This is a genomic window from Bradyrhizobium sp., assembly GCF_019242285.1.
Lineage (GTDB): Bacteria > Pseudomonadota > Alphaproteobacteria > Rhizobiales > Xanthobacteraceae > Bradyrhizobium.
Window position 1 is genome coordinate 1 of the sequence record NZ_JAFAVV010000723.1, and the last position, 17145, is coordinate 17145.

The 17145-nt window shown below is 63.1% G+C and carries 17 protein-coding genes; 13 read left to right on the forward strand and 4 right to left on the reverse strand.

Going from position 1 to position 17145, the window contains the following annotated elements; all coding sequences use genetic code 11:
* Window positions 1–1802: bifunctional salicylyl-CoA 5-hydroxylase/oxidoreductase (locus tag JOY90_RS29195; protein WP_291694558.1), on the forward strand; the 1802-nt coding region annotated here is incomplete at its 5' end.
* A 49-nt stretch (window positions 1803–1851) separates the two neighbouring features.
* Window positions 1852–3090, forward strand: coding sequence for a flavin-dependent oxidoreductase (locus JOY90_RS29200; protein ID WP_291694559.1), 1239 nt, complete (start codon window positions 1852–1854; stop codon window positions 3088–3090).
* Between the two features lie 5 nt (window positions 3091–3095).
* On the opposite strand, the gene JOY90_RS29205 is transcribed toward JOY90_RS29200, so the two are convergent.
* Together JOY90_RS29205 and JOY90_RS29210 are read right to left on the reverse strand one after the other, a co-directional pair.
* On the reverse strand, window positions 3096–3548 hold the full coding sequence (locus JOY90_RS29205; RefSeq protein WP_291694560.1) for a cupin domain-containing protein: 453 nt from the start codon (window positions 3546–3548) through the stop codon (window positions 3096–3098).
* 28 nt (window positions 3549–3576) lie between these two features.
* A complete protein-coding gene (locus tag JOY90_RS29210; protein ID WP_291694561.1) occupies window positions 3577–4749 on the reverse strand; it encodes an ABC transporter substrate-binding protein in 1173 nt (390 codons plus the stop codon).
* Between the two features lie 267 nt (window positions 4750–5016).
* On the opposite strand from JOY90_RS29210, the gene JOY90_RS29215 reads away from it, so the two are divergent.
* From JOY90_RS29215 to JOY90_RS29230, 4 genes are all read left to right on the forward strand, one after another.
* Window positions 5017–5511: a MarR family winged helix-turn-helix transcriptional regulator gene (locus JOY90_RS29215; protein ID WP_291694562.1), complete on the forward strand. Its 495-nt coding sequence runs from the start codon at window positions 5017–5019 to the stop codon at window positions 5509–5511.
* Window positions 5512–5515: 4 nt separating this feature from the next.
* Entirely contained in the window at window positions 5516–6331 is an 816-nt protein-coding gene (locus JOY90_RS29220) for an alpha/beta hydrolase (RefSeq protein WP_291694563.1), read from the forward strand.
* Between the two features lie 148 nt (window positions 6332–6479).
* Window positions 6480–8159 (forward strand): AMP-binding protein, encoded by a 1680-nt coding sequence (locus JOY90_RS29225; RefSeq protein WP_291694564.1) that lies wholly within the window; start codon window positions 6480–6482, stop codon window positions 8157–8159.
* A 25-nt stretch (window positions 8160–8184) separates the two neighbouring features.
* Window positions 8185–8640 (forward strand): RidA family protein, encoded by a 456-nt coding sequence (locus JOY90_RS29230; protein ID WP_291694565.1) that lies wholly within the window; start codon window positions 8185–8187, stop codon window positions 8638–8640.
* 23 nt (window positions 8641–8663) lie between these two features.
* Here the strand turns inward: JOY90_RS29230 and JOY90_RS29235 are convergent, their stop codons facing one another.
* Window positions 8664–9458 (reverse strand): class II aldolase/adducin family protein, encoded by a 795-nt coding sequence (locus JOY90_RS29235; RefSeq protein ID WP_291694566.1) that lies wholly within the window; start codon window positions 9456–9458, stop codon window positions 8664–8666.
* Between the two features lie 220 nt (window positions 9459–9678).
* Between JOY90_RS29235 and JOY90_RS29240 the strand changes: the two genes are divergently transcribed.
* The 5 genes from JOY90_RS29240 to JOY90_RS29260 are packed head-to-tail and all read left to right on the forward strand — an operon-like array spanning window position 9679 to window position 14244.
* Entirely contained in the window at window positions 9679–10686 is a 1008-nt protein-coding gene (locus JOY90_RS29240; protein WP_291694567.1) for an ABC transporter substrate-binding protein, read from the forward strand.
* Window positions 10687–10731: 45 nt separating this feature from the next.
* Window positions 10732–11547, forward strand: a complete 816-nt coding sequence (locus JOY90_RS29245) for an ABC transporter permease (protein ID WP_291694573.1) — start codon at window positions 10732–10734, stop codon at window positions 11545–11547.
* A gap of 4 nt (window positions 11548–11551) precedes the next feature.
* Window positions 11552–12337, forward strand: a complete 786-nt coding sequence (locus JOY90_RS29250) for an ABC transporter permease (protein WP_291694568.1) — start codon at window positions 11552–11554, stop codon at window positions 12335–12337.
* The gene (locus tag JOY90_RS29255) at window positions 12334–13395 is read left to right on the forward strand and encodes an ABC transporter ATP-binding protein (RefSeq protein WP_291694569.1); all 1062 of its coding nucleotides are present in this window, start codon (window positions 12334–12336) and stop codon (window positions 13393–13395) included. Before JOY90_RS29250 ends, JOY90_RS29255 begins: the two co-directional genes overlap by 4 nt.
* 9 nt (window positions 13396–13404) lie before the next feature.
* A complete protein-coding gene (locus JOY90_RS29260) occupies window positions 13405–14244 on the forward strand; it encodes a phosphodiesterase (RefSeq protein WP_291694570.1) in 840 nt (279 codons plus the stop codon).
* Between the two features lies 1 nt (window position 14245).
* On the opposite strand, the gene JOY90_RS29265 is transcribed toward JOY90_RS29260, so the two are convergent.
* Window positions 14246–14974 (reverse strand): CBS domain-containing protein, encoded by a 729-nt coding sequence (locus JOY90_RS29265; RefSeq protein ID WP_291694571.1) that lies wholly within the window; start codon window positions 14972–14974, stop codon window positions 14246–14248.
* A gap of 173 nt (window positions 14975–15147) precedes the next feature.
* Between JOY90_RS29265 and JOY90_RS29270 the strand changes: the two genes are divergently transcribed.
* Window positions 15148–15528 carry a hypothetical protein gene (locus tag JOY90_RS29270; RefSeq protein ID WP_291694572.1) on the forward strand — a complete coding sequence of 127 codons (381 nt, stop codon included), beginning with the start codon at window positions 15148–15150 and terminating at the stop codon, window positions 15526–15528.
* Between the two features lie 151 nt (window positions 15529–15679).
* The coding region (locus JOY90_RS29275; protein ID WP_291694574.1) for an alpha/beta fold hydrolase at window positions 15680–17145 on the forward strand (1466 nt) is incomplete at its 3' end.

The following is a 17145-nucleotide window of genomic DNA, read 5'->3' on the forward strand; positions in this document are numbered from 1 at the left end:
CGTTCATCGCGCATGCTTACCAATATGAAGCCGGCCGCTCGACCTGGATTTTCGAAACCGATCCCACGACCTTTGCCCGTGCCGGCCTGACCGGCCTCGACGAGAGGCAGTCGGCTGATCGGATGGCAGAAATCTTCGGCTGGTTCCTCGGTGACCATCCGCTGCTCACCAATCGTTCGATGTGGCGCAATTTTCCGATGATCCGCAGCAAGCGCTGGGTCAAGGACAACATGGTGTTGCTCGGCGATGCCAAGGCGACCGCACATTTCTCGATCGGTTCTGGCACCAAACTTGCGATGGAGGACGCAATCGCGCTGGCGGATGCCATGGAGCACGCGCCCACCGTCGCGGCGGCGCTCGAGCTTTACGAAAATGGCCGCCGGGAGGAGGTCGAGAAGACCCAGCACGCCGCCGACGTCTCGCTGGTCTGGTTCGAGCATGTCGATCGATTCTGGGATTTCGATCCCGTGCAGTTCGCCTTCGGGGTGATGACGCGCTCGAAAGCGATCACCTACGACAATCTTTCCCTGCGCGCGCCGGCCTTCGTCGCCGAAGTCGACCGGGCCTTTGCTCGTCATGTTCGCGCCGTTGGCTTCGATGTGGACGTCAACAGGCCGCAGGCGCCGATGTTCCAGCCTTTCCGCTTGCGCGAGATGGAGTTGAGGAATCGCGCGGTCGTCTCGCCGATGTGCATGTATTCGGCGAAGGATGGCATGCCGGACGATTTTCATCTCGTGCACTATGGGTCGCGCGCCATCGGCGGCGCCGGCTTGATCTTCACCGAGATGACCTGCGTCGGGCGCGATGCCCGCATTACGCCGGGCTGTGCCGGGCTCTGGAACGACGACCAGGAGGCTGCCTGGCGCCGCATCGTCGATTTCGTGCATGTCAATTCGGCGGCGAAATTCGCGCTGCAGCTCGGTCATGCCGGTCGCAAGGGCGCGAGCAAATTGATGTGGGACGGGATGGACCGTCCCCTGGATGAGGGCGGCTGGGACATCGTTTCCGCCTCGTCGATCCCCTATTTCCCCGACAGCCGCATGCCTCGCGAGATGGACCGGCCTACCATGGATGCCGTCAAGGCCGCGTTCGTGGACGCGGTCCTGCGCGGCGAGCGTTGTGGCTTCGACATGCTCGAATTGCACTGCGCCCACGGTTACCTGTTGGCAAGCTTCATCTCACCGCTCACGAACCACCGCACCGACGCCTATGGGGGTTCGCTGGAGAACCGCCTGCGCTTCCCGCTGGAGGTGTTCGAGGCGATGCGCGCGGCCTGGCCGGCGCGCAAACCGATGTCGGTGCGCATTTCAGCGACCGACTGGGCGGAGGGAGGCATTACCGGCGATGATGCCGTGCTGATCGCGCACGCCTTTGCGGAGGCCGGCGTCGATCTGGTCGATGTCTCGACCGGTCAGACCGTGCGCTACGCCCAGCCGATCTACGGCCGCATGTTCCAGACGCCGTTTTCCGACCAGGTCCGCAACGAGGCCCGGGTCGCCACGATGTGCGTCGGCAACATCACGACGGCGGACCAGGTCAACACCATTCTGGCCGCCGGCCGGGCTGATCTGGTCGCGCTCGGCCGGCCGCACCTGGTCGATGCGGCCTTCACGATGAAGGCGGCGGCGTGGTACGGCGCCGACGATATGTTCTGTCCGCCGCAATACCTGCCAGGCAAGGAGCAGATCTTCCGCAACAGCGTACGTGACCGGCAGGAGCTCGAGGACCTTAAAATTAAGGCTAAGCCCAAGGCCCGGGCCGAGCTCAAGGTGGAGGCGGCGAAGCCGCTTGCAGCGGAGTGACCGGCCGTGCCACGCTACCTGACGTCTGACATCGAACGGAGCAGGTGCGATGAAGGCGATTATCGTTGGCGGTGGAATTGGCGGGCTTACCACCGCCCTGATGTTACGGGCCCGCGGCATCGACTGTGAGGTCTACGAGCAGTCGGACAGCATTCGCGAGCTTGGCGTCGGCATCAACACGCTGCCGCATGCCATCCGCGAGCTCGCCGGCATCGGCCTGCTGGACCGGCTCGACGAGGCGGCCATCCGCACCTATGAGCTGTTCTATCTCACGCGTCACGGCCAGCAGGTCTGGCACGAGAAGCGCGGTTTGGATGCCGGCCATGACGTGCCGCAATTCTCCGTCCATCGCGGCCGGCTGCAGGGCGTCATCCATCAGGCGGTGATCGAGCGGCTGGGCGCCGATGCGATCCGGACCGGATGCCGGCTCGGCTCGTTCGTCCAGGACGAGGGCGGCGTGATCGCCTACTTCTTCGATCGCAGCGGTGCGCATGTCCATACGGTACGCGGCGACATCCTGATCGGCGCGGATGGCATCCATTCGAAGGTCCGGGAGACGCTGTTCCCTGAAGAAGGTCCGCCCTGCTGGAACGGGCTGATGTTGTGGCGCGGTGCGGCGGACTGGCCGGTATTCCTGAGCGGGCAGTCGATGATCATTGCCGGCGGCCTGAACGCCAAAGCTGTGGTCTATCCGATCGCTGCCGGCTCCAGCCCAGCCAGCCGTCTGACCAATTGGGCGGTCCTGGTGCGGGTGGGGGACGGCTCCGCCCCGCCGGCACGTCGGGAGGACTGGTCGAGGCTCGGCAAGCGAGAGGAGTTGATGCCCCACGCTGCCGGCTTCTCCATCCCTCAGGTGGACTTCGCCGCGCTGGTCAACGCGACGCCGGAGTTCTGGGAATACCCCTGTTGCGATCGCGATCCCTTGCCCTATTGGTCGAGCGGGCGTGTCACGCTCCTCGGCGACGCCGCGCACCCCATGTACCCGGTGGGATCGAACGGCGCCTCGCAGGCCATCCTCGACGCCCGGTGTCTGGCGGACGCGCTGGCGCTTTCCGAGCATCCGCGGCAGGCCTTAATGGCCTATGAGAACCAGCGCCTGCCGATGACAGCCGATATCGTCGCATCCAACCGCCGAGGCGGTCCGGAGGGCGTCATTGACGCCGTCGAGCAGCTCGCCCCGCAGGGCTTCGCCGATGTCGACACCGTGCTGAACTACGAGGCACGGGAGGCGATCGTGCGCGGCTATGCCGCGCGGGCCGGTTTTGCCGCGCGCGTGGTGTCGCGCTGACGGCTTTACGCCGGGGGTGGCGGCAGGAAGTGGATGTTGTGCTCGGCAGCCAGCTTGACCACCTCATCGGGATTCTGCTGCTTCATGTTGTGAATGGCCCAGAACAGGTCATAGAGCCGGCGAGTCGGTGACACCCAGAACAGCGTCTTGGCGAGCCGCTGGGAGTTGTTGAAAATGCCATGCGGCTTGCCCATCGGCAAACGTACCGTATCGCCAGGTGTCGCAAACTCCTCGGCGCCGTCCAGCATGAAATCGAGCCGGCCCTCGAGGAGGTAGAGGTACTCGTCCTGATCCGGATGGACGTGGGGCGGCACGAAAGTGCCGGGCGGGAAGGTGGCGTGCCACGAAAAGCAGTTCTCGGTACGGTTCTTCGGGACGTAAGTTTGTCCGAGAATGTTCCAGGCGATCCCCTGGATGCCGTCGTTTGCGCGTGTGATGCCGGCGATCTCGGCTTTCATGACTTTCTCCTCCCTGCGATCCGACTGGCTAGTTGGCCGGCGTGCAATCCTTGGCGTAGCGATCGCCATAGTTCTCGAAGACCTTTTGTACGATCTCGGTCTGGAACTTGCCGTCAGAACGTTTCGCCACCTTGGTCAGGTAGAAATCCTGGATCGGATAGCCGTTGCTGTTGAATTTGAAGCTGCCGCGAAGCGAGGCGAAATCGGCCTTCTTCAAGGCCGCCGCGACCGCGTCCTTGTTGGAAAGATCGCCCTTGACCGCCTTCACGGCGCTGTCGATCAAGAGTGCGGTGTCGTAACCCTGCATCGCGTAGGTGCCAGGCACGTTGTTGTAGGCGGCCTCGTAGGCGCTTACGAACTTCTTGCTCTGGGGAGTGTCGAGATTGGGTGCCCAATCCGCGCCCCCGAACATGCCGAGCGCCGCATCCTGCTGCGCTGGCAGAGTAGATTCGTCGACGGTGAAGGCCGAGAGCACCGGGATGCTATCGGCAAGGCCAGCCTGCCGATACTGCTTCACCAGGTTCACGCCCATGCCGCCGGGCATAAAGGTGAAAACGGCGTCGGGTTTCTGCGAAGCGATCTTGGTGAGCTCGGGCTGGAAATCGAGCGTGCCGAGCGGCATGTAGGATTCCTCGACCACCTCGCCCTTGTAGTCGAGCTTGAAGCCGGCAACCGAGTCCCGTCCGGCCTGGTAGTTCGGCACCAGGAGATAGACACGCTTGTAGCCGCGCTCCTGTGCGACCTTGCCGAGGATTTCGTGCACCTGATCGTTTTGGTAGGAGGTCACGTAGAAGAACGGGCTGCACTCCTTCCCGGCGTAGCTGGAGGGACCGGCATTCGGGCTGATGAGGAAGGTCTTGTTGTCGACGACCGGCCTGTGGATGGCCTGCAGGATGTTGGAGAAGATGGGGCCGACCACGAAATCGACCCTGTCCCGTTCGAGCAGTCCTTTCACCTTCGTGACGGCCGCATCCGGCTTGAGCTCGTCATCCACCACGGTGACTTCGACCGTCTTGTCGCCCATTTTGCCGCCGAGATCCTTCACCGCGAGCGCGAAGCCGTCCCGCGCCTGCTGGCCGAGCACGGCCGCCGGCCCGGACAAGGTCACGATCACACCGATCTTGATCTTCTCCTGGGCGGCGGCTGGCGCTGCGATAAGGCACGACAGCACCGCCAGCGCGGCCAAACACCATCGTTTCATGACTATTCCCCCGATCGACGCCAAGGCGGTTCCGAGCTTATGCCGAGGACGGCGACGGCCGCAAGCGCAGCGGCGGCGGACCTGTTTCAACCAAGAAATCGCATGCAAGCCGTACGCCAAATACTTGAAGTCTAAAGAAATCCGGCTGAGTCCTTTGACTTGCGGCGTCCTCCGAATTATTTGAAGGTCAAAACGAAATGGCGGAAATCACGGCAGCTGATGGCACTTTGATGACCGCGGATCGGCCGGCCACAGCTTGAGCGCACCATGATCCTCGATTCCGAGACCAAGGCCGTCGAACTCCCCGAGGACCACGGCGATGAACTGAGGTTGTGGCTTCGGCTGTTGACGTGCACCAACCTGATCGAAGGGGCGGTGCGCAGCCGGCTGCGCGAGCGGTTCGAGGTCACCTTGCCGCGCTTTGACCTGATGGCTCAGCTCGACAGGGCGCCCGAAGGCATGACGCTGTCCGACGTCTCCAAGCGCATGATGGTGTCGAATGGCAACGTGACCGGACTCGTGGAACGTCTGGTCGAGTCCGGTCATCTTGACCGCCGCACCTCGGATTCGGACCGGCGGGTGCAGGTGATCAGCCTGACGAAGGTCGGTCGGGCCGAGTTTCGCAAGATGGCGGCCGAGCACGAGACCTGGATCGCCGACATCTTCTCCGATCTCACGCCGAAGGACGTCCGCGAGTTGATGCGGCTGTTGGCCAAGGCCAAGGGCTCCGCCCAGCGCTCGGCCACCAGGCGGACAGGCTGAGCCGGTGGCGGGAATCGACTACGAAGTGGAGTACAACAATCGGGCAAGGGTCCCCGAGAATCCGGCGTTGATGGCGGGCTGGGCGCGGGACGCCGCGAGCTACCGTGAGCGGCATGCCCCGCGCGCGATCGCCTATGGGCCGGGCGCTCGCAACACGATGGATTTCTTTCCCGGCGACGGCAACGGGCCGATCGTCGTGTTCATCCATGGCGGCTACTGGCAGGCCCTCGACGGCTCGTCGTTCAGCCATTGCGCGCGCGGCCTCAATGTCCGCGGCATCGACGTCGCCGTTCCCACCTACAGCCTCTGTCCTGATGTCACTGTCGAGGCCATCATCGGCGAGATGAGAGCGGCCGCGCGAGAGTTGGCGCGCTTCGGCCGTCCGCTCGTGGTCAGCGGCCATTCCGCGGGTGGGCACCTCGCCGCCTGCATGCTGGCGACGGACTGGCCGGCTTACGACGTTTCGTTGCCCGTCAATCTCGTGTCGTCGGCCTACGCGATCTCGGGCCTGTTCGATCTTGCTCCGCTGGTCGGCACGTCGATCAACAGGGCGCTGCGACTTGATCCGCAAGCCGCAAAGGCGGCAAGCCCGCTGTTCTGGAGCGTGCTTCGCGATCGGAACCTCGACGCCGTGGTCGGCGAGAATGAGAGCGCTGAATATTTCAGACAAAGTCGGAGCATCGTCCAGCGATGGGGTGCAGCAGGTGTTACCACCCGATTCGCCATCGTCGCGGGCGCAAATCATTTTACCGCCATCGCGCCGCTGGTCGATCCTGAGTCGGCCATGGTCAGGCGCTTGGTGGAGCTGGTAGGGCGCTGAGGGGGGCCTGCTTAAACCGCATCCGTTTACGCCGAATCGCGCTATTGCGCCGAAATATTTTAAGTATAAAATGTTTTGCGGACAAGCGCTGCTGGGCGTCTCGTTGCCGGTCTTGGCCTTTCGTTCAGAAAAGCAAGGGACGACGCATATGTCAGGTGAAATTCCCACGCTTGGGCCGTCGGGTCATGTTGACGATTTCGCACGACGCAATCTGCCGCCGATCGAGCAATGGCCCCGATTGCTGCGGGATCGGCCGGAGTTCCAATATCCCGATTATCTCAATGCTGCCGTCGAGTTCACCGATCGCGTCGTCGAGCAGGGCCATGGCGATCGAATCGCGCTGATCGGCAATGGACGCCAGCGCACCTACAAGGAACTGGCCGACTGGTCCAACCGGCTGGCTCATGCGCTGGTCGAAAATTACGGCGTGAAGCCCGGCAACCGGGTGCTGATCCGCTCGGGCAACAATCCGGCGCTGGTGGCCGCTTGGCTTGCGGCGACGAAGGTGGGCGCGGTCGTCGTCAACACCATGCCGATGCTGCGTGCCGGTGAGTTGACCAAGATCGTCGACAAGGCGGAGATCGCGCTTGCGCTCACCGACAGCCGCATCGCCGACGAGCTCGTCGCCTGCGCCAAGACCAGTCGCTTCCTGAAACAGGTTGTTAACTTCGACGGCACGTCGAACCACGATGCCGAGCTCGATCGCGTAGCGTTGAACAAGCCGGTCCGCTTCGATGCCGCCAAGACCGGTCGCGACGACGTCGCCTTGCTGGGCTTCACGTCGGGCACCACGGGCGAGCCGAAAGCGACGATGCATTTTCATCGCGATCTGCTGATGATCGCGGACGGTTATGCGAAGGAGGTTCTGAACGTCACGCCCGATGATGTCTTCGTCGGATCGCCGCCACTAGCCTTCACCTTCGGGCTCGGCGGGCTTGCGATCTTTCCATTGCGCTTCGGCGCGACCGCAACGCTGTTGGAGAATGCTGCGCCGAGCGAAATGATCAAGATCATCGAGACCTATAAGGCGACGATCTGCTTTACCTCGCCGACCGCCTACCGCGCCATGATGGCCGCGATGGACAACGGCGCCGATCTGTCCTCGCTGCGCCTTGCGGTCTCGGCCGGTGAAACCTTGCCGGCCCCGGTGTTCGAGAGCTGGACCGCCAGGACGGGCAAGCCGATCCTCGATGGCATCGGCAGCACGGAAATGCTGCATATCTTCATCAGCAACCACATCGGTGATGCGCGCGCCGGGCGGACGGGCAAGGCCGTTGCGGGTTACGAGGCAAAGATCGTCGATAGCGAGATGAACGAGGTGCCCGCGGGCACGATTGGCAAGCTGGCGGTGCGTGGGCCGACCGGATGCCGCTATCTCGCGGACGCAAGGCAGTCGAACTATGTGCGCGATGGCTGGAATCTGACCGGCGATGCGTTCGTGCAGGACGAGGAGGGGCGCTTCGCTTTCGTTGCGCGTGCCGACGACATGATCATTTCCTCCGGCTACAACATCGCGGGGCCAGAAGTCGAAGCCGCGCTGCTGTCGCATCCATCCGTCGCCGAATGCGGCGTTGTCGGTGCGCCTGACGAAGTGCGGGGCATGATCGTCAAGGCCTATGTCGTGCTCACGGCCAATGCAACGCCCGACGACGCACTGATCTCGGAGCTGCAGGATCACGTGAAGCGCACGATCGCGCCATACAAATATCCGCGTGCGATCGAATTCGTTCCGCAGCTTCCAAAAACCGAGACCGGCAAGTTGAAGCGCTTCGCCTTGCGGCAGATCGCGCAGGCCGGCAGTGCATCGGCCGGCATGGCGGCGGAATAGAGCAAGAATGAACGGAGATGTTTGCGTGAGCACGCCAAAGGGGCCGACGGTGGCGATGCTGCCGGTGACGAAGAGCGACAGCTTGCCGGCCGTCGAGATTCTGCAGCCGAGCGGCTGGCCCAAGCCGAAGGGCTATGCCAATGGCGTGGCGGCGGAGGGGCGCATCGTGGTGACCGGCGGCGTCGTCGGCTGGGACAGCGAAGAGCGGCTGGCCGAAGGTTTTGTGGCCCAGGTTCGCCAGACGCTCCTCAACATCCAGGCGATCCTCGAAGAGGGCGGTGCGCGGCCGGAGCATCTGGTTCGCCTCACTTGGTATGTCGTCGATATCGACGAATATCTCGACAACCTGAAGGAGCTTGGCCGGATCTACCGCGATATCTTTGGCACGCACTATCCCGCGATGGCGCTGCTGCAGGTGGTGCGGCTGGTCGAGAAGACGGCGCGGGTGGAGATCGAGGCCACCGCGGTAGTGCCGCGCTAGCGGCACCACCGACGGCTATTCGATCAATTCCTGTACGACGGATCAATCCGGTCGAGCTTGCGTAGCAGTGCAGGCCAGGCGAGATCGCCGTTGCGGTTGGGCCGATCCACCCGCGGCTTCACCTTATCGAAGGTCTTCTCCAGGATCTCGGTGGAGGGGATGGTCAGTTTGGTGTTGCAGGACAACGCCATCACCTGCACTTCGCAGGCTCGTTCGAAGCGGTACAGCACATTGAAGGCCGACGGGATGGTGCGGCCGACCACGAGCAGGCCGTGGTTGCGCAGGATCATCGCCTCGTGGTCGCCGAGATCCCGGACCAGCCGCTCGCGCTCGTCGACATCATCGGCGATGCCTTCGAAGTCGTGGTAGGCGACGTGGACGAAGCGCATCGAGGTCTGTGCCAGCGGCAACAACCCGCATTCCATCGCGGAGACCGCCATGCCCGCCGGGGTGTGGGTGTGGGCGACGCAATCGACATCATGGCGTGCCATGTGGATCGCGCTATGGATGACGAAGCCGGCGGCGTTCACGCCATAGTCGGATGAATTGAAGATGACATTACCGTCATGGTCGACCTTGATCATGCAGGAGGCGTCCATCTCCTCGTAGAGCATCCCATAGGGGTTGATCAGGAAATGGTTCGGCTCGCCGGGCACGCGACAGGAGATGTGGTTGGCGATCATCTCGGTCATGCCATAGAGCGAAACGAGACGGTAGCAGGCGGCAAGGTTGACGCGGGTCTGCCACTCCTCGGGGCTGACCTGCTCGCGAACCGATCTGACGATCTTGATGGTGGGGGCGTTGACGGGCGGATTCATGGGCTTTCTCCGTTCGGGCGGGCTTTTTTTGTGCGGCCACGTTCACAGCAATACTGCTTGATGATCACGATACCTGTCGCAACGACTGCGCCGCAAGGCGCCCTGGGGGAATGGCTTCCCCAGCCTGCTGCAGAGCAGAGCCGCATCCGTCGCAAATCCTTCATCCGCGGCCTATAGTTGGGTTCCCATCTGCCGTCCTGATCCAATCGGAGCTTTTCGTATGAAGGCCATTTGTATTGCCCTGATTTTGCTGGCGTTGGGTGTGCTGGCCCCCTGGCAATCCGCTCATGCGGCCGACGTCATTTGCTACAATTGTCCGCCGGAATGGGCCGACTGGGCCTCCATGCTGAAGGCGATCAAGGCGGACCTTCACTACGACATCCCGCACGACAACAAGAATTCGGGGCAGGCGCTAGCGCAGATCCTGGCCGAGAAGGCCAACCCGGTCGCCGACATCGGCTATTTCGGCGTCAATTTCGGCATGAAGGCCAAGGCCCAGGATGCGTTGGAGCCCTACAAGCCGGCGAACTGGGACCAGATCCCGCCGGGCCTGAAGGATCCGGATGGCTACTGGACCACGATCCACTCCGGCACGCTCGGCCTGTTCGTGAACAAGGAAGCGCTCGGCGGCAAGCCGGTGCCGGCCTGCTGGAAGGATCTGCTGAAGCCGGACTACAAGGGCATGGTCGGCTATCTCGATCCGACCTCGGCCGCGGTGGGATATGTCGGGGTGGTCGCGGTCAACCTCGCGCTCGGCGGTTCATCCTCAAATTTCGATCCTGCGATCAACTTCTTCAAGGAATTGAAGAAGAACGATCCCATCGTTCCGAAACAGACGTCCTATGCCCGCGTCGTGTCCGGCGAGATGCCGATCCTGTTCGACTATGACTTCAACGCCTATCGCGCCAAATATTCGGAGAAGGGCAATTTCGAATTCGTGATTCCCTGCGAGGGCTCGGTGGTATTTCCCTATGTCGTCGGGCTCGTGAAGAACGCGCCCGACAAGGAGAAGGCCAAGAAGGTGATGGACTATCTGCTCTCCGACAAGGGGCAGGCGATCTGGACCAATGCCTATCTGCGGCCGGCGCGCCCGATCGAACTGCCTGAGGCGGTCAAGAGCAAGTTCCTGCCGGACAGCGACTACGCCCGGGCCAAGAACGTCGATTGGGGCGAGATGGAAGGCGCGCAGAAAGGCTTCACCGATCGCTATCTCGCCGAGGTGCGCTGATGCAAGATGGTGCTCCGGCTTGAAGAGCAGGGGCACCATCATTTGTTGTCGCATCGATCCTTCGTTGGGCTCTGCCTGCTGCCGCTTGCGGCGGTCACGGTGGCATTTTTTCTGCTGCCGATGGCGCGTCTGCTGGTGACTGGCGCCGAAGGGCCGCAGGGACTTGCCGGCTATGTCTCCATCCTGGCCGAACCGCGCTATCGCGCCACGCTGATCAACACGGTGCTGCTGGCGGCCGCGACCACGGTCGTGACCCTGGTCGTTGCGACCATCGCCGGCATATTCCTGCAGCGTCATCGATTTCCGGGGCGCGCCGTGCTGATCGCGATGCTGACCTTTCCGCTGGCGTTTCCCGGTGTGGTCGTCGGCTTCATGATCATCCTGCTGGCTGGCCGGCAGGGGCTGATCGGCGACATCTCCAGCCTCCTGGCCGGAGAGAGGCTGGTGTTCGCCTATTCGATCTATGGCCTGTTTCTCGGCTATCTCTATTTCTCGATCCCCCGCGTCATCCTCACCATCATGGCCGCGGTGCAGAAGCTCGATCCCGGCCTCGAGGAGGCGGCGCGGTCGCTCGGCGCGGGACCCTGGGCGGTGCAGCGGGACGTGGTATTGCCGGCGCTGGCCCCGGCCTTCGTCGCCTCCGGCGCGATCGTCTTTGCCACCGCCATGGGCGCGTTCGGCACCGCCTTCACGCTGGCGACCAACATCGATGTGCTGCCGATGCTGATCTACACCGAGTTCACGCTGGCGGCGAATTTCGCCACCTCGGCGGCGCTGTCCGTCGGCCTCGGCCTGATCACCTGGGTCATCCTGGCGCTCGCGCGCTCGTTCTCGGGCAGCGCCGTCGCCGCAGCCGGATGATGCCATGCGCGATCGTCTGATCTTCACCGGCCAGTTCCTGTTCACGCTGCTCGTGGCGGCTTTTCTCGTGGTGCCGACGGCCCTGTCGATTACGGCCGGTGTCACCACGAACTATTTTCGCGGCATCCAGTCGGGCCTCACGCTGCAATGGGTAGCGCAGGTCTGGGACCTCTACGCCGACACCATCGGCCTGTCCTTCCTGATCGCCTTCGCTACGCTCGCCGTAACGCTGCTTGCCGGCGTTCCGGCCGCCTATGCGCTGCACGTGCGGGGAGGGCAGCTATCCCGCCTGGTCGAGGAGATCATCACCCTGCCGATCGCGATCCCCGGACTCGCACTCGCGCTCGCGCTGCTGCTCACCTATGGCGGCTTCGGCGCGTTCCGTCGCTCCTGGTTGTTCATCCTGGCCGGCCACGTCGTTTTCACCATGCCGTTCATGGTGCGCTCGGTGATGGCGATCTTCGCCTCCGTCGACATCAAGACGCTCGACGAGGGGGCGGCGTCGCTGGGCGCATCGCCCTGGCGCCGCTTCCGCGACGTGATCGTCCCGAACGCGGTACCGGGCATCCTGGCCGGCAGCCTGATGGTGGTTACGCTCTCGCTCGGCGAGTTCAATCTGACCTGGATGCTGCACACGCCGTTGACCAAGACGTTGCCGATCGGGCTCGCTGACAGCTACGCCTCCATGCGGCTGGAGGTCGCGTCCGCCTATACGCTGATCTTCTTCATCATGATCATTCCGCTGCTGGTTGCCATGCAGATGTTCGCCGAGCGGGAGCTCACGCGATGAGCGGTCCACAAGGGCACGGCGTCTCCGTGCGGATCGGGCATTGTGGCAAGACATTTGCCGACGGCACGCATGCGCTCGAGCCGGCGAGCCTCGACATTGCGCGCGGCGAGACGCTGGTGCTGCTCGGGCCCTCCGGCTGCGGCAAGACCACCATGCTGCGGATCATCGCTGGTCTTGAGGAGCCCGACGAGGGCGGCAAGGTCTTGTTCGACGGCAAGGATGTGACGGCGATACCGATCGAGCGGCGCAATGTCGGTATGGTGTTCCAATCCTACGCGCTATTCCCCAACATGAGCGTCGCAGAGAATATCGGCTACGGCCTCAGGATCCGCGGCATTCCGGCGACGGAGCGCGCCAAGCGCGTCGCCGAGTTGGTGGCGCTCACCAACATCACCGGCCTCGAGCATCGCCGTATCGACCAGCTCTCCGGCGGTCAGCGGCAGCGCGTGGCGCTGGCGCGCGCGGTCGCGATCCGGCCCGGCATTCTGTTGTTGGACGAGCCCTTGACCGCGCTCGACGCCGCCCTGCGCTACCGCCTGCGCGGAGAGCTCAATCGGTTGTTGCGCGCGCTCGGCATCACGGCAATCTACGTCACCCACGATCAATCGGAAGCGATGGAGCTCGGCGACCGAATTGTCGTGATGCGCAAAGGCGCGATCGCCCAGATCGGCTCACCGCGCGAAATCTACTTTGAGCCGAAAGACCGGTTCGTGGCCGAGTTCATCGGGGCGGCGAACATCGTCGAGGCGTCGCTCGATGATGGGCATCTGATCCTGCCGGGCGGCCGACAGGCGATTGCCGGTGGCACAAGCCAGCCGGCCGTCGTCGCCATGATCCGTCCTGAAAGTATCGGCATCGTCGATGTCGAGGCCGCGCCGCTTCGTGGCCAGGTCGAAAGCGTCAGCTTTGTCGGCGACCGCCAACGGGTGGTTGTCGTCGGCGCCTCGCCCAAACCGCTGACGGTGGATGCCCCGAACACGATACAAGTGGACGCCGGTGATCGGGTGGGTCTCTCGATTGCATCGAAAGCGGTGCGCCTGCTCCCGCCGGAGGCATGAGGACGAAAGATGTCGCCGAAACAGCTTCGTATTGCGCAGATTTCCGATCTCCATGTCAAGCCGCGCGCCCGGTTGGCCTATGGCCGGGTTGATACCGCAAAGGCGCTCGAACGCTGCGTCACGACGCTGAATGAATTCCAGCCGAAGCCCGACTTCGTCGTGATCTCGGGAGATCTCGCGGACGCGCCGGTGGTCGAGGAGTATGAACACCTCTGCGAGCTGCTGGCGCCGCTCGAAATTCCCTTCGCCGCCATTCCCGGCAATCACGACTCTCGCGAGATGATGCGCGCTGCGTTTCCGAAGGCGCCTTATGCTTCCCCGTCCGGCGCGCTCAATCAGAAGGTCGAGATCGATGCGATCGATCTCCTGCTGCTCGATTCGCACGTGCCCGGCGCCCCGCATGGCGAGCTGGATGCATCGACCTTGCAGTGGCTTGATGCGACACTTTCGGCGTCGGTCGACCGCCCGGCGCTCCTGTTTCTCCACCATCCGCCGTTCGTGGCCGGCATCTGGCACATGGACCGGCAGAATCTTCGCAATGCGCACGAGCTCGCGGCGATCGTCTGCCGCCATCCCAGGGTGCAACTCGTGGCGAGCGGGCATGTTCATCGTGCCGTCCTGACGACGTTCGCCGGTCGGCCCTGCACGATTTGCCCGGCTCCCAATCACGCCGTCGATCTCGATCTGGACCACCTGCGCGAACCGGCATTCAGGGTCGAGCCGCCTGCCTTCCATCTTCATACCTGGTTTACCGGCGAGGAGTTCGGCGCGCTGGTCACTCATCACGTGCCGATTGATGAATTTGACGGGCCGCATCCCTTTTTCGGACCCCACGGCAAACTGTTATAGCTTAGCTCGCTTTCGCCAGCCCCTCGTCTTCGGGCGAGTTGAGGTACATGCCGGACATGCTATCGACCCAGCACAGATGGTCGTGAACCTCCTTGACGCCCTCGACGTTCTCTGCGGCGACGACCGCGGCCTGGCGCGTGCGCTCTTCGGTGATGACGCCGCTCAAATGAACGATGCCGTCGCGGACGATGACGCCGAGGCCGAACGGACACCAATCGTTCTTTTCCATCGCGTCGATGATGCGGGCGCGGATGTGGTCATCGTCGGCAGTCGGGTCGGGCACCTGCCGCGCCAGGCTGGCGACCGCCTGCAGCAGATTGGCGCGCGAGACGATGCCGACCACATTGCCATCGCGCATCACGGGCAGCCGCTTGACGTGGTTCCGCTCCATCAGCTCGACGATCTCCGCAAGCGAAGTGTCCTCGTTGATGGTGAGCGGATTTGGCGTCATGACCTCATCGACCCTGCGGCCGTGCTCGTGGACGAAATCGGCGGCCGACTTGCCCGGTCCGAGGATGAAGCGCAGCCAGCGGCCGCGCTTGCGCTGGGTGCCGATCTCGCTGCGGCGAATGAAGTCGCCCTCCGACACCACGCCGACGAGCTTGCCCGCGGCATCGATCACCGGCAGCCCGCTCACATGCTTCTGCAGCATGATGTTGGCGGCGTCGACGATGGTTGTTTCCGGCTTAACGGTGATGACCGGCTTGGTCATGATCTGATGGGCGCGCATGGCAAGCTCCGCAAGTGCAGTCGAAAGCGATATGACGAGCGTATTTCTTCAGCGGAAAGGCCCCTTTGACGCAGGTCAAGCCAGTGAGATTCTGACACCTGGTTGATGTAGCTCAATGCTGCTTTGACGAGATGCCGTAGGAGCGGGAGAGCCGTAGCCGGGAGGAGGTTCGCATGACGGAGCTTTCGCGATCGGAGACCGTGCAGACCGAGGAACCCGCCGTCGATACTGCGAAAGGATTGGCCCGGGTCAACCAGCGCACGTTCGACTTCCTGTTTGGTGCGCAACGGTTGATGCTTGAGGAAATGGTGTTCGTCGGCGACGAAATTTTGGATCGTGCGCGAACCGAGACGCATCTGCTCGCCGAACTGGTCTCGAAGATGGCGGAAGCCCATTCGGTAAACAATATCGGGACGGTGTACGCCGAATGCGGCCTGCATCAGATCGATTTCATGCGGCGTGACTGCGAACGCCTGTTCAAGCACGGTCAGCGAATGATCGAGGCCACCTCCAGCCTGCTCAAAGATGCCTCCGTAAGCCGACGCAGTTCGTGACGCCGATGTGACGAAGCCGAGGTTCAATTAGCCAAGTGATCATAGAGGTCCATTCGTGCCATCGACGTCAATATTGCCCAAGTCCGAACTGTCCCTGTTGTCAGCTCCCTCCGATGAACGCAGCCCGGAGGGTGGCAGGCTTCCTACCGTCATCGAGGCGCATCCTGTCCCGCATCGCGCGCGAGAGGCGGAGGATCACGAGGCCGACCGTGCGCTTCATGCGACGCTGGCGCGGTTCACCGGGGGCATTTCGCCGGTCGCGCTGTCCCTGGCCTATATGGACTGGATATCGCACTTGGCCGCGGCGCCACAACGGCAAATGGAGCTTGTCCAGCAGGCCGTCCGGGATATGGGCAGGTTCGTCGAGGCGGTGCGACACTACGCCTCGCAAGACCAGAACCTCTGGTCCCTGATCGAACCGCAGCCGCAGGATCGGCGGTTCGCCGCTCCCGAATGGGCGAGCCCGTCGTTCAATCTGCTGGCGCAGTCTTTCTTGCTGGCGGAACAATGGTGGCACAACGCCAGCACCGGCACCCGTGGTGTTGCGCCGGCAAACGAGGCAGTGGTCGAGTTCTCGATCCGCCAGGTGCTGGACATGCTGGCACCTTCCAACTTTGCGGCAACCAATCCAGAGATCTTGCAGAAGGCATTCCAGAGCGGCGGGGAAAACTTCGTATTCGGCTGGCAGAACTGGTGCAGCGATCTCGTGCGCCTGCTGGCTCCCGGCGGGCTGTCGGCCGATCGCCGGGATTTCATCGTCGGCGAAACGGTGGCGACCGCGCGCGGCAAGGTCGCGTTCCGCAACGAGCTGATCGAGCTGATCCAGTATCAGCCGACGACCGACAAGGTGCGGCCCGAACCGATCCTGATCGTGCCGGCCTGGATCATGAAGTACTATATTCTCGATCTGTCGCCGCATAACTCGCTGGTCAACTATCTCGTCAACGTGGGCTTCACGGTGTTCATGATTTCCTGGCGCAATCCGGGACCGTCCGATCGTGACATTGCCTTCGATGACTATCGTACGCTCGGAGTACAGGCGGCTCTGGCAACGATCGAGGACATCGTGCCGAAGCAAAAGATTCATGCGCTGGGTTACTGCCTCGGCGGAACGCTGTTGGCGATTGCCGCGGCTGTGATGGCGCGCGATGGCGACGATCGGCTGAAGTCGATCACGCTGCTGGCCGCACAGACGGACTTCACCGAAGCCGGCGAGCTGACGCTGTTCATCAACGAGAGCCAGGTCGCCTTTCTCGAAGACATGATGTGGCAGCGTGGTGTGCTCGACACCACGCAGATGGCCGGTGCCTTCCAGCTCCTTCGCTCGAACGACCTGATCTGGTCCCGCGTGTCGCGCGACTATCTGATGGGCGAGCGCGCGCCGGCGAGCGACCTCATGGCCTGGAACGCCGATGCCACGCGGTTGCCCTATCGCATGCATTCCGAATATCTGCGCAAGCTGTTCCTGCACAACGATCTCGCGGAAGGGCGCTATGTGGTGGATGGAAAGTCGATCGCCATGTCGGACATCCATACGCCGCTGTTCGTCGTCGCCACCGTGAACGATCACGTTGCGCCCTGGAAATCCGTCTACAAGATCCATTATCAGGTGGAGGC